Below are 13,102 nucleotides of genomic sequence, written 5' to 3'. Positions count from 1 at the left end.
GGGACGCTTCGACGCGCAGAGCGCCGCGGGCAAGGTGCCGTCGGGCGTGTCACGGGTGGTGCGGCCCGGTCGCTCCGGGGGGTGGGGCCCGGTCGCGCCGGTACGGCGTGTGCCCGGCGTGGTCCGCGAGGTCCGCGTTGCGCCCGCGTTGCGCCCACCGAAGCGACAGATTCCGGGTGGCCGCGCCGGTCCTCCTCGCCGAAGCGACAGATCCCGGCGGATGGTTCGACGGGAACTGTCGCTTTCGCGAGCCGCCGCGCCCGCCGCGCCCGCCGCGCCCGCCGGAACCGCCCCGGCCGCGCCCGCTCAGCTGACCAGCCGCGCCAGCCGCTGCCCCGCGATCGTCGCGAAGCGCAACGGATCCCGCAGCGCGTCGTCCGGCTCCCCGGTCGTCTGCGTCGCGAGCACCACGAGCGAGGCCGCCGCGTCGAAGGCGTCGAGCGGGGCGTCGACCTCGCCGGCCACGAGCAGCGCCCGGGCCTCCGGAGCCCGCTCGGCCCGGAGCGCCAGCACGACCGACGGCACCTTGCCCGCGGCGCTCTGCGCGTCGAAGCGTCCCTCGCCGGTGACCACCACGTCGGCCCCGTCGAGCAGCCCAGGCAACCCGAGTAGCTCCGCGACCGCACGCGCCCCGGGCACGAGCGTCGCGCCCCACACGAGCAGCCCGAACCCGACGCCGCCCGCCGCCCCGGCTCCGGGGGTCGCCGGGTCGACCGACGGGAACCGGCCGGCCCACTCGGTCAACCGGGCCTCGGCGTCGGCGACGCGGTCGGCCGCCAGGCCCTTCTGCGGACCGAACACGGCCGCGGCACCCGTCGGCCCGAGCAGCGGCGACACCACGTCGGTGAGCACGACGACGCCACCGGCCGGGAGCGGACGGAGCCCGGCAGTGTCGGATCCGGCGACGTCCAGACCCAGCGCCTCGAGCACCGGTCGTCCCCCGTCGGTCGAGGCGCTCCCGCCGATCCCGAGCACGAGTCCGGTCGCCCCGGCGTCGAGCGCCGCGGCGATCGCCTCGCCGAACCCGCGGCTCGTCGCCGTCTCCGGCCGCAGGTCCCCGGCGAGGAGCGGCAGCCCGCTCGTCGCCGCGAGCTCGACGACCGCGCGGCCGTCCGGCAGGCGCAGCCAGTGGGCGTCCACGGGGTCGCCGGCGGGGCCGGTCACCCGGACCGGCACCCGCTCGGCGTCGGGGAACGCCGCGGCGAACGCGTCGATCGTGCCCTCGCCACCGTCGGCCGTCGGTGCGGCGAGGACGTCGTCGTCCGGACGCTCGGTCAGCCAGCCGGCACGGACAGCCGTGGCGACCTCGGCCGCGGTCGCGGTGCCCTTGAAGGAGTCGGGAGCGATGACGATGCGCACCGCGCCACGCTACCGGGACCGGAGCGCGAACCGGGGGTGCGGTGCCCCGCCGGTGGCCAGGTCGGCGACGAGTTCGCCGAGCAGCGGCGCGAACTTGAACCCGTGACCGGAGAACCCGGTCGCGACCGTGACCGGCCCGCGGCGATCGAGCACGAAGTCCTCGTCGGGCGTGGTGTCGTACAGGCAGCTGATGAAGGTCGGACGGCTCGCGTCGACGCCGGGGACGTACCGGGCGACGTACTCCTGCAGCCGTGCGGCCTCGTCCGCCCGAGGCGTGTGGTCCCGGTCGTCGGGGTCGACGACCGGTCCGGTGCCGTGGAACCCGACCTTCACGCCCTCGCCGGGGGTGAGCAACCCGTACACGTCGTCGCCGTCCGCCCAGTGCACGAACGACGGCCACGCCGCGTCCGGCAGGTGGCTGGGGAAGTGGGCGGGCTGCTCCTGGGTGACGCGGACGGCCGGGAGGCGCGCCCCGCGTGCCGCGAGCACGTCGCCCACCAGCGTGGGCGCCCACGACCCCACGGCGGCGACCACGGACCGGGTCCGGACCGTCTCGCGCTCGCCGGCTGCGCCGACGAGCGACACCTCGACGGTGTCGCCGCAGTCGACGAGTCGCTCGACCCGCGTCCCGTAGCGCAGTTCGGCGAGGCCCGTCGCGGACGCCCGGTCGAGGAACGTCTCGATCGCCACCGCCGACCGGATGCGCCCGGCGGTCGCGTGGGCGAGCACGTGCCCCTCGAAGGCGATGCCCGGCCAGCGCGTGGCGGCCTCGGCGGGGGAGAGGCGCTCGTTCGGGATGCCGGCGTCGTCGAGCGCCCGCGCGATCGCGTCGACGACCTCGGGACGACCGTGGTCGACGGCGCCGGTGCGGTCGAGCAGCGTCGTACCCGTCTCGTGCTCGAGCGCCTCCCACAGCGCGAGCGCGCGGGTCGTCAGCGCGACGTACTCCGGGTCCGTGTAGCCCTGCCGGAAGATCCGGGTCGCACCGTGCGACGAGCCCTCGTGGTGGCCGCGCGGGTGCTGGTCGACGAGCAGGACGCGTTCGCCGCGGCGGATCAGGGCATCGGCGGTCGCCGCGCCGACCACCCCGCCGCCGACGACGACGTGGACGGTGGCGGGGTCGGTCGTGGGCATGGCGCGATCGTAGTGTGGGCCCCCGGCACGGACGACCTGGCCCTCCCGGGTCCGTCCGTGCCGTGCCCGAGCGCCGACGTGCCCGGCTCGACGGGCTCAGCTCGTCGGGACCATCTCGGCGTAGAAGTCCTTCGCGGTGACCTGCGTGCCGTCGTTCCCCGAGGCGGCGACCCGCACGTACTCCAGGTCGAGGGTCGGCGTGGGGTCGGTCACCGAGAACGCGCACCAGCCCGATCCCGACTGGCCCTGGTCGACCTTCTCGAGCGGCGGGTACCCGGCGTCGCGCATGGCGTCCTCGATCACGGTCGTCGTGCCCTGCGAGGCGTACGACTCGGTGCGCCCGTGGGCCTTCACGCGGAGCGTGCCGCAGTCGACCGTCGAGTAGTACTTCGTCCCGGCGGTCACGGTGACGTGCACGAGCACCTGTTCGTCGTCGTCCCGGTCCGCAAGGCCCGACTGCGCCGAGGTCCACGGGAACTTCCGCACGACCTGGTCGGCCTGCACCTCGTGGCCCATCTGGTCGTCGACGATCTTGTCCGAGGTCACGGTGACGGCGCCGGAGGCGACCGCGTCCCCCGTGGCCGAGGCCGTCGGGGAGGGCGTCGACGCGGCAGCGCTCCGCGTCGTGGTCGGGCGGTCGTCGTCGGCGCGGTCGGCGGCGCCGGTCGAGCAGCCGGTCAGGGCGAAGGCGACGACGGCGATGCCGGCGACGGCCAGGGATGCGTGGTGACGCATGGTGTCCTCTCGGTCGTGGACGCCGAGGGACACGGTCCGCCCCCCAGCGGTGCCACGGCCTCTGATCGGGCAGCCGTGGCGGAGTGGTCGCGCGGCCGCACGCCCCCGCGTGCGCCCCGGCGCCGCCCCGCAGGCCGGCCGCGCTCGTGGTGACCGAGGCTCGTCGACGCTACCCCATCTCGGGGGTGCCGGTACCGCACGCCCGGTTCGACGGAGTACCGGTCGGGCAACCCTGGACGTGGAGCCGGTCAGTTCGAGGACGAGCGGACGAACAGGTAGTCGGGACGCGGCGCGTCCAGCGTCCCGACGAAGAAGCCGAGTCCGTCGCCCGTCGAGTAGCCCTGGCGCACGAACCGATCGGAGTAGTAGAACCGAACACCGGCCGAGTCTCCCTCGGCCACCGTCCACCGTCCGGAGAAGCTCGTCGGGCCGCGACCGTCCGCACAACCAGGAGGGCTCGTCGCCTCGTCCCGGGTCCGGCATGCGAGATCGATCGGGATGTTGCTCGCTGTGTACGTCCGGTCCGCCGACACGACGAACTCGGCAGTGTGGTCACCGTCCTCACCTTGGAGGACCCACGTGCCGGTGTAGTCCTGCTGCGCGGGCTGTGCCGGCACGGCGCACCCGGTCAACGCGAGGGACACGACCGCGATCGTCGTCGCGACTGCCGTCCGGCGCCTCGTCACCACTTGACCTTCTCCGTCCACGTGAACTCTTCTGTGACGCGCGAGAACGGGCCGTGGTCACCAGCGGCTCGGTTCAACGCACCGTAGTCGAGCCCGGGAATCCGCAACGCCGAACCGAGGGTGGTCTCGTTCGTCGCGGTGTACTCGACGACGGCGGTCCCGTCATCGCCCTTCGACACGACCTTCGCGTCGACGTCGTACGTGCCGAGGGCCAAGAGCGTGCGATCCCGCTCGGACGCCACCGGCCAGGTCACGACGGTGCGGAGGTCCCGGAGGAGGTTCTGGTTCGTCAACGACGCAGGTCCCGCCTCGTAGCCGTACCCAGTTGCCACACCGTCCTGCTTCAGGTCGTCGAGGATGTCCCGGCGCTGGTCGTCCGGCAGCTCGTTCTTCACGACTTGCGTCATCTTGCTGTCCGATCCGTAGAGCAAGGTCCGGGGCGATGTGCCCGTCGCCCACCCGAAGAGCATCTCACCTTGCCCGCTCGTGAGGACGGTCCCGGCGTAGAAGTCCGCTGCCATGCCGACGGGGATGCCCACGAACGGGAGGGGACTCAGCGCACCGAGGATGACGCCCGGGCCCGGCCTGCGGGGGTCGAGGAGCGACATGCCGAGGAGCCACGACAGGGCGTGCGACGCGTGCAGGTCCCCGTCCATCGAGAAGGCGCTGTTGTTCGAGAGGTGGTAGGAGATCCCGAGCAGACCCTGTCGCCCGGCTCCGTAGGCCGCGAGCTCCGCGTCCGTGATCGGTCGGAGCCCGGTCGGGTCGGTCTGGTTCACCGGGTCGTTGCCGGCGAACGCGTACGGGTTGTCCGCCCATGCCGCACCCGTGACCGGCGGTAGGGGATCGGTCGACAGGAACGACCGTACCGACGGGTCGTACACGCGGGCTCCGGTCAGCTCGAGCCCAGCGACCATGACGCTCCCGGTCGCGCTGACCCCGATGCCTTCAGGGATGCGCGGTGACGTGACGGCCTCGGTCGAGGACCACGGGTCGTGCAGCTCGGCGGACCGTGCCGGACGCCACCCTGAGCTCGTCCAGGTCCCGTCGACGCCGAGCAGTCCGGGAGCCGTGATGATCGGGACGTCGCCGATCGACAGCAGGGTGGGCACTGGTGCGGTGGGGTCCCAGCAGAGCGTCGTGCCGTCGACCTCGGCCAGCTCACCGAGTGCGTTCACCCACAGGTCCGAGCGCTCTGTGGCCGTGCCATCGTGGCGCACGACGGAGCGGAGGTGACCGCGCTCGTCCCACTCGTACGACGTCGTGTCGTCGTCCGACGTGGCTCGGATCCGTCGCCCGCAACCGTCGTACTCGAACCGGACGACATCCGACTCGTCGCCTCGGCGGTCGACCTGCAGGAGCGCTCCGGACGCGTCGTGCGCGTAGGAGGTCAGTCCGGATGCGCCACGTTCGTCGACCAGACGCCCGGCGTCGTCGTAGGTCCACGTCGTCACGCTCGTCCCGGAGGCGCCGATCAGCTGCGAGGCCTCGTCGTACTGGTAGGTGACGACTTCACCGTCCGGGGTGTGCAGAGCCGTGATGCGCCCACGCCTGTCGCGCTCGAGCGTGGTCGCGCGCCCGTCCGCCGAGTGTCCGACGACGAATCCGTCGACGTGCCGCCAGGACTGGGCAACCGGCCCCGCGACGACCTCGGTCAGTCGACCGTCGCCGTCGTGTCGGAGCGAGACGTCCGGGAAGTCGGGACGACGGATCCCGGTCACCAGGCCCGCACGACCGCGGTCGTACTCGGTCCGCACGCCGTCCGGGGTGGTCACCGCACGCTGGTTGCCCGCAGCGTCGTACTCCCAACTGGTCGTTCTGCTCGCGCCAGCGCGTGTCGTGGTGCGCCGCAGCAACTCGTTCCCGGGGCCGTACTCGAGCCGGTGGACGGTCTGCTCGCCGTCGGGATGGGTCATGTCGGTGACCGTGACCGACCGGTCCGACTCGTCCCGCGTGACCGCCGCAACGAGTCGGCCGTCGCAGCGGACCGCGGACAGGCGCCCGGCGGTGTCGTGGGCCCACGTGGTGATGTGTCCGTCAGGGTCCGAGCGGCTCGTCAGACGACCGGCCGGATCCCAGGACGACTCGACGGTACGGCCCATCGGGTCGACCCTGGACGCCACGTCACCGAGCTGAGTCCGGGTGGTCAGGGTGCAGCCGCCGGAGGGGCCGACCGTCCGGACGACCTCGCCGCAGGCGTCCCGGGCGAACGTGGTCGAGTGTCCGAGCGCGTCGTCGACCGCGACCACCTGACCGGCCAGGTCCCTGGTGATCGTCCGTCTTCCGTTCCGCGGGTCGTCGACCGAGGTGAGGCGTCCCACCGCGTCGTACCCGTACCTCGTCGTCCCGAGACCGGGGACCCGTTCCTCCACCAGCCGGGAGCAGGCGTCGTACTCGAACGCTGTGACGGTTCCCATGGGTTCGATGCGTTCCACGACCCGCGAGTCGGCGTCGTACCGGAGCGCCGTTCGACCGCCGTCCGCATCGGTCCACGCTGCGACACGACCGCAGGCGTCGTACTCGATGGTGGTCCGGTCGCCGATCGGCGAGGTCGCCCCCGCGACCCGCCCCGCGAGATCGAGTTCGAACGACGGCTCAGCAGCCGGAGCGCCGACCCGCTCGACGATCGATCGGACACCGGTCGGGTCGGTGCGGACCGTCGGACGGCCGACGGCGTCGTACTCCCGCAGCCAACGCTCACCGGCCGCGTCGACGACCTCGCGGAGTCGCGAGAGTGCGTCGTGCAACAGCTCCCAGCGCGTGCCGTCCGGGAGGACGACTTCGTCCAGGTTGCCGAGGCGGTCGTACCGGACCGTCGTCGTCCGTCCCAGCGGATCCGCGGTACGTGCCAGGAATCCGTTCGATCCGTACTCGCGGACCGTCCGTCCGCCGACGGGGTCCTCGACGACGACGACGCGACCGCCGGCGTCGTGCTCGAACCGCCAGACGGAGCCGTCCGGGTCCTCACGAGACGTGACGCGGCCTTCGTCGTCGCGCTCGTAGCGGGTGCGGTGGCCCATGGGCGTGGTGGTCGAGACGATGCGGCCGGCAGCATCCCGCGTGTGACGGGTCGTCCCGCCGAAGGCGTCCTGCACCGCGACGAGATCACCGGAGTGGTCGTGCTGGAAGGTCAGGACGACGCCCTCGGGGTCCTCGACGCGGACGAGCAGGTCGTCGACCCAGGTCATCGAGAATCGACCACCCCGTTCGCCGACCACGGCCGACGGTGAGACCGCGGACGGCTCGGCGTACTCGAACGAGACGGTGCGACCGTCGCGCTCGATGCGCCGTACCCGGTCGTGGTCGTCGTGGTGCACGGTCGTGTCCGTACCGTCCGGCGTGACTGTCCGGACGAGGCGGCCACGGTCGTCGTACACGTGCACCGTGACGGACCCGTCACGAGCGGTCGAAGCCACGAGGTTCCCGTGCTCGTCGTGGCTCAGCGACTGACGCCGACCGTCCGAGTCGGTGATGGCGACCACGCGTCCGTTGCGATCGGACAACCAGGTGTTCGCGTTCGCCCCGTCCTCGTCGGCAACTGAGGTGACCCGTCCCGGGAGGTACGCGAAGCGGACCGTGCGGCCGTGCGGGGTCGTCTGCAGGAGTACCCGTCCGTGCTCGTCGTACGTGTTCGCACACTCGACGATCCCGTCAGCTGCCGTCACCCGTTCGATCCGACCGTCGTCGTCCCACGTGTACGTCCGCGTCCCGCCGGGACCGGTCACCGACGTGAGCGCTCGGTGGCCGCCGTACTCGTACGTCACGACGCGGCCGTCGGAGGAGCGGGCCGAACGAACCAAGCCGTCCACGTGACGGAGGTCGACGAACCGCCCGCGACGGTGACGGAGCCGCACGAGCGCACCATCACGGTCCCGCTCGGCTGTGACCGTCGCCACGGCGCCCGTCCCGGCGGCGAGCCACACGCCGTCGGGTGAGAACGACCGCCAGGACCCTGCATTGTCACGGACGACGAGGATCGCAGTGCCGTCGGTGCTCGGGTCCGCCGGGTGCCCACCGGGTGTCAGCCACAGGTTCTCGCCGACCGCACGGGCAGCGGTGTCGCCTCGGATGGGAAAGGTGCTCCGTCGACCGTCGGCGTGCACCAACTCGACGTGGTCGGCGTGGATCTCGAGGCGCTGGTCGAGCACCGACGACCAACCCGGGCCGAACACCCCACCGACGACGTCGAACGAGTTGTACGTCCGCGCGAGTCCGAAGCCCTCGGCAGCTCCAGCGAAGGCGAGATCATGTTCATGTTCCACGAAGTTGCCGGTGGCGGTGTTCACGGGGTCGGCGGCGAATCCGCTCGTCGGGACGGCGCCGAGCAGGGACGGGGCGCCGAAGTCGAGATCGGACCGCGCCCGCGTCACACCCGCTGCGGACAGGGCGGCTGCCAGCGAGCTGTCGTCGAGCGAGACGACGTCGCCGCGGGCACCGGCTGCCTCGAAGGCGGCGGCGATGGTGTTCGCCCAGCTCACGTCCCCGTCGTTCGCGGTCGTCCAGGCGCGGAAACCCGTGAGGAGCTGAGACAGATCCACGTGACCGAAGTCGCAGCGCTGGGTGAAGGCCGCCAGGGCACGCTCGATGCGGCCGGGCACATCTCGGAGTGCACCGTTCAGGCCGGCGGACCCGGAGGCGAACGAACGGAGGTCCTCCGGTCGTGCGGACGAGACGCCGCCACCGGACCCCGGAGCGGACCCGGGCGCCGGTGTACTCCTGGCGCGAGCCTTGTAGGCCGTGATCGGGAACGCCGGGACGTCGACCTTGCCGCTGCTGGGTGGGGGCTCCTCACCGAAGATGGCATCCCAGGTGCTGTCGACGAGGTCCGCACGGCGTGCGAGGACGCGGTCACGCCACGCGCGGGCCGTTCGCCGCCGCGTGTTCTCCTCGCGAGCTGCGTCGCTGAGGGCACGGATGCCGCTCGCGGTCTCGCCGAGCTTGGTGGCGAGCTCACGCGCGTCCTCCTGCGCGATCGCCGCATTCGCGCGGAACGTCTCCGCGAACCCGCCCGCGAAGTCGGCACTGGCCTGGGTGACGAGCGCTGCTCGCGACGGCGCCTGGAGTTGCACCGTCGTCTTCGCCAGGTCGCACTCGTGAGCGAGGTCCTCGGCGGCAGAGAAGTCGTACGTCAAGTCCGGCAGCGCGTACGCGGTCAGGTCGGTCGATCCAGTCACCGTTGTGTTCCCCCCATGGAAAGCGGTGTTGCCCCTGAAGAACCTAACGCAGACGAGCCGCGTGCGTTCTTCGCAGATCGACCATGCCGTCCACACGAAGCGGGGAGGACAGGACGACAGACCTGAACGGAGAGGAGAAGAGAGCGAGTGACGGGAATCGAACCCGCGCTACCAGCTTGGGAAGCTGGAGTTCTACCATTGAACTACACTCGCGCATCCCGCCGGACGGGACGGCACAAGCCTAGCGGATCCCGCGCTGGACGCCAGCCGTGTGCACCCCGCGCGTCGCGCGGCGGACGCGAGCCGCGCCTCCCGGCCGGCCCACGCGGGCACCGTGCGCGACACGTGTCGCCGCCATGCGCCTCCCCGTGTCTCCCCTGTGAGGTGCGCACCTCCACGGACAGTCCGGGGGCCCGTGTGTACCGTCCAGGGGGATCGAGCGCCCTACCCGAGGAGGACCGGATGGTCAGGCATCCCCTCATCGACGACGTGGTCGGCCCCGCCATCGTGGTGCGGTCCGCGTCGCCGGTCGTCTGGTTGACCGAGTCCCTCGCCGCACTGCTGCGACGGGCGTCGGAGTCCGGCCGCACGGTCGTGCTCCGCACCGGCCAGGAGGCGGCGCTCACCCCCGCCCTGCGGCACGCGCTGGGCGCACACAACGCCGCATGGCTCGTGGACGGCCCCGGCGGATCGCTGCGGGACGGCAGGACCGGCGTCGCCGCCTCCGGCGTCGAGGACGTCGTGCACCACGGACCGGAGCTCCTCGGACCGCCGTCGCCGGAGCACCCGGTCTCGACCGGGTCGGTCCGGCAGATCAGCATCGACCTGACCCTGCGGCACCACGCGGACCGCGCGGTCGACATCGGGGCGGCGATCGAGGCGCTGTGCGACACGACCGGGTCCTGCCCGGCGTGGTGGGGCACCAGCGAGCCGCTCTCCGTGCCGTGGGACCGCTGGGTCGTCACGCAGTACGCCAAGCACGAGGCGCCGGACGTCTCGACCTCGTACGCAGTCGGCGACGGGTTCTCGGCGACGATGACGGCGCACCTGACCGACGGGGTCGTCGTCGAGACGATGTCCGCCGTGCTCACGATCCCCGAGGACGGCGCCGACCCGGCACTCGCGTCCCGACTGCTCGACGCGGTGCACCGCGTGGCCGACGAGGTCGACCCGGTGTTCGGTGTCGTGATGCAGCGACGCGGGGACGCCGACCACCTCGTCCGGGCCGTCGCGCACGGCGAGCCGTCGCCCCTCGCGGTCGTCGTCGGTGCCGAGGCGACCACGTTCCTCGACCGCGACGGTGAGTGGCCCCCGCCCCGGACGAGCACCTCGGTGTTCGGCGCCGGCGGGCTCGTGGTCCGCTTCGACGACGGGTGGGAAGCGCTCGAGGCCTTCCTCGACCGCATCGACGAGGACCGCTTCCTGCAGCTCGTCGGCGGTGCCCCGCTCGACCCCGCGCACGACGAGGGCGCGCTCGACGGGCACGACCGCGGCACGCACGCGGGCTCCGGCGTCCGGGACTCGGCGCAGCGGGGCGGTCAGGGTGCCGCGTGACGTGACGCTGCTGTGCCGCGGGCCGGTCGAGACGCGCGACGTGGCGGAGGCGCTGCTGCTGCACGACGACGCCTGGGGTGTCCGAGCGCTCGACGACGGTCCGGTGCTCCAGGTGTGCCGCGACGCGACGCACCCGGTGATCACGGTGCTCGGCGTCCGTCGTGTGGACTCGCTCGACGAGGTCCGGCGGATCCTGCCCGACGCCCCGGAGATGGCGACGCCGCTGTGGTGGGTCGACGCGGTCGCGCCGATCGGGGACGCGGGGGAGCCGGGCATCGACGCCGCACTCGAGGCCTCGTTGGACCTCGACGCCGTGTGCATCGTGCACGGCGACTGAGGTCCGGCCAGCAGGTCAGTCGCGGTCGTGCATCGCGGCGAGGCGGTCGTTGTACGCCTTGAGGTCGGCGTCGCCGTCGCGCTCGGCCTTGCGGTCGAGGCGCTTCGCGTCGCGCTTGTCCGACCGCACCCAGTTGCGCACCACGAGCAGCGCGACGAACACCATCGGCAGCTCCGAGGCGCCCCAGGCGATGCCGCCGCCGGTGTGCTGGTCGTCGAGCAGTGCGGCATCGTTCGTCTGGCCGAGCGCGTGGAACCAGTCGATCGCGAACACCGACTGCGAGGTCATGACCGCGACGCCGAAGAACGCGTGGAAGGCCAGGGTCGCGAGCAGGGCGATGATGAGGATCGGGTACGCCGGGCGCTTCGGGCCCGGGTCGACGCCGACGAACACCCAGAAGAACAGGTAGCCGCTGAACACGAAGTGCACGACCATCGCGACGTGCCACTCGTGCGACTGCATCGCGTACTGGTAGGCCGGGGTGAAGTAGAACACCACGAGCGAGCCCGCGAAGATCACGCCGGCGACGGCGGGCTTCGCGAGGAACTGCATGTAGCGGGAGTGCGTGAAGAGCATCAGCCACTCGCGGGCGCCGCGGGACCCGTCGTTCCGGACCGGCAGCGTGCGGAGGGCGAGCAGCACCGGGCCGCCGAGCACGAGCGGCAACGGCACGAACATCATGAGCAGCATGTGCTGGAGCATGTGCGACGAGAAGTGCACCATGCCGTAGACGGCCGGTCCGGCCGAGGTGGTCCAGGCGAACAGGGCGCACCCGAGCAGCCACGCGATGGTGCGGCCGACCGGCCAGGAGTCGCCGCGCTTCCGGAGCGTGCGGACCGCGAGCAGGTACCAGCCGGCGCCGACCACGGCCAGCGCGAGCCAGACCCAGTCGATGTGCCACTGCGTCAGGTAGGTCTGCACGGTCTGCGCCGGCGGGTACGGGAAGCCGAGCAGCCCGGAGCGGGTGTCCTGACCGGTCTCGGGCGTCTGGGGGATCGGCGGCTGCGAGCGCGACACCGCGACGGAGACACCGATCGCCACCGCCATGAACACGATCTCGGCGAGGGCGAACCGCACGAACAGGCGTCGGTCGAGCGGGGCGCGCAGGAGCCCGGGCACGAGCTTGCGGCGCTGCACGACACCCGCCAGGCCGAGCGCGACGAGCACGACGGCCTTGACGGTGATGAGCCAGCCGTAGCTCGTCGTGACGAGGTCGAGCGGCCCGGTCAGCCGCAGCGAGGCGTTGACGATGCCCGAGAACGCGACCGCGGCGAACGCCCACCCGGCGAGCGTCGAGTACCGGGCGACGACCCGGCCGGTGGCGCCCTTGGTGCGGGTGCGGAGCACGACGACGGCGACGAGTCCGCCGGCCCACACGCAGACCGCGACGAGGTGCACGGCGAGCGAGTTCACCGCGTTCGCGTGCTCGAGGGAGCCGGCCGCGTGCCCGGACAGGGCGAGGGGGAGCAGCGCGAAGAGCCCGAGCACGGTCGCGACCGCCAGGGTGGTGACCCGGGTGGCGAACGCGGCGACGAGCGTGGCGAGCAGGATCGCGACCGCCGACACGACGAGTGCCTGTCCGATCTCGACCTGGAAGGCGAAGAGCAGGAAGTTCCGGGCGAACACCGGGTCCGTCAGCGGGACGCCGAGGGTGTTCGCGCCGGTGAGCACGATGCCGACGACCGCGGCGAGGAACCAGACCGCACCGGCGGCGGCACCCCAGCGGGCGGCGCGGTGCTGCACGCTCGACATCGCGCCGTGGTCCTGCTTCTTGGCGGGGAGCGCGAACGCGGCGACGACGAGCAGGCCGATCGTGAGCGCGGCCGTGGTGTCGTGCACGACGCGGGCGACGGGCAGGCCGTACTCGACGAGGTCACCCGCCGAGACGAGCTGCTGGCCGGCGGTGAACGCACCGGTGAGCGTCATGCCGAGCACGGCGCACGCGACGGCGAGCGGGATCGCGATGACGAGGACCGTCGCGACGGTGGTGTTCCGGGCGGTGACGGGGGCGGGGTCCGGTGCCGTGTCCCCGGGCTGCGTGGCGGCTGACGTGACGGTCATGACCGTCCAATGGTAGGTGCCCCACCTGACACCCCGCCCCCGGTCCGACACCGGCCCTGGAC

The 13,102-nt window shown here is 72.6% G+C and carries 8 protein-coding genes and 1 tRNA gene; 2 read left to right on the top strand and 7 right to left on the bottom strand.

The annotated features are described in order from the left end of the window. Window positions 1-306 precede the first annotated feature (306 nt). The 6 genes from BEP24_RS14115 to BEP24_RS14090 all read right to left on the bottom strand — a co-directional run bounded on the left by BEP24_RS14115 (window position 307) and on the right by BEP24_RS14090 (window position 9,301). Window positions 307-1,359: a glycerate kinase gene (locus BEP24_RS14115; RefSeq protein ID WP_065964474.1), complete on the bottom strand. Its 1,053-nt coding sequence runs from the start codon at window positions 1,357-1,359 to the stop codon at window positions 307-309. Window positions 1,360-1,368: 9 nt separating this feature from the next. Next, window positions 1,369-2,493: an FAD-dependent oxidoreductase gene (locus BEP24_RS14110; protein ID WP_065964473.1), complete on the bottom strand. Its 1,125-nt coding sequence runs from the start codon at window positions 2,491-2,493 to the stop codon at window positions 1,369-1,371. A 96-nt stretch (window positions 2,494-2,589) separates the two neighbouring features. Then, complete coding sequence (locus tag BEP24_RS17710) at window positions 2,590-3,228, bottom strand: hypothetical protein (RefSeq protein WP_171898826.1); 639 nt, start codon at window positions 3,226-3,228, stop codon at window positions 2,590-2,592. 248 nt (window positions 3,229-3,476) lie between these two features. Beyond that, window positions 3,477-3,872: a hypothetical protein gene (locus tag BEP24_RS14100; protein WP_139197571.1), complete on the bottom strand. Its 396-nt coding sequence runs from the start codon at window positions 3,870-3,872 to the stop codon at window positions 3,477-3,479. Window positions 3,873-3,910: 38 nt separating this feature from the next. Beyond that, window positions 3,911-9,088 (bottom strand): DUF6531 domain-containing protein, encoded by a 5,178-nt coding sequence (locus BEP24_RS14095; RefSeq protein WP_141693472.1) that lies wholly within the window; start codon window positions 9,086-9,088, stop codon window positions 3,911-3,913. A 142-nt stretch (window positions 9,089-9,230) separates the two neighbouring features. Further along, window positions 9,231-9,301, bottom strand: a tRNA-Gly gene (locus tag BEP24_RS14090). A 249-nt stretch (window positions 9,302-9,550) separates the two neighbouring features. On the opposite strand from BEP24_RS14090, the gene BEP24_RS14085 reads away from it, so the two are divergent. Next, on the top strand, window positions 9,551-10,642 hold the full coding sequence (locus BEP24_RS14085; RefSeq protein ID WP_065964468.1) for a DUF6177 family protein: 1,092 nt from the start codon (window positions 9,551-9,553) through the stop codon (window positions 10,640-10,642). Between the two features lies 1 nt (window position 10,643). Next, window positions 10,644-10,979, top strand: coding sequence for a hypothetical protein (locus BEP24_RS14080; protein ID WP_139197570.1), 336 nt, complete (start codon window positions 10,644-10,646; stop codon window positions 10,977-10,979). A gap of 15 nt (window positions 10,980-10,994) precedes the next feature. On the opposite strand, the gene BEP24_RS14075 is transcribed toward BEP24_RS14080, so the two are convergent. Continuing rightward, window positions 10,995-13,040 (bottom strand): cytochrome c oxidase assembly protein, encoded by a 2,046-nt coding sequence (locus BEP24_RS14075; protein WP_065964465.1) that lies wholly within the window; start codon window positions 13,038-13,040, stop codon window positions 10,995-10,997. Window positions 13,041-13,102 lie beyond the last annotated feature (62 nt).

This window comes from Curtobacterium sp. UCD-KPL2560, from assembly GCF_001705035.1.
Classification (GTDB): Bacteria; Actinomycetota; Actinomycetes; order Actinomycetales; family Microbacteriaceae; genus Curtobacterium.
This window is presented reverse-complemented; position numbering and strand designations above follow the sequence as displayed.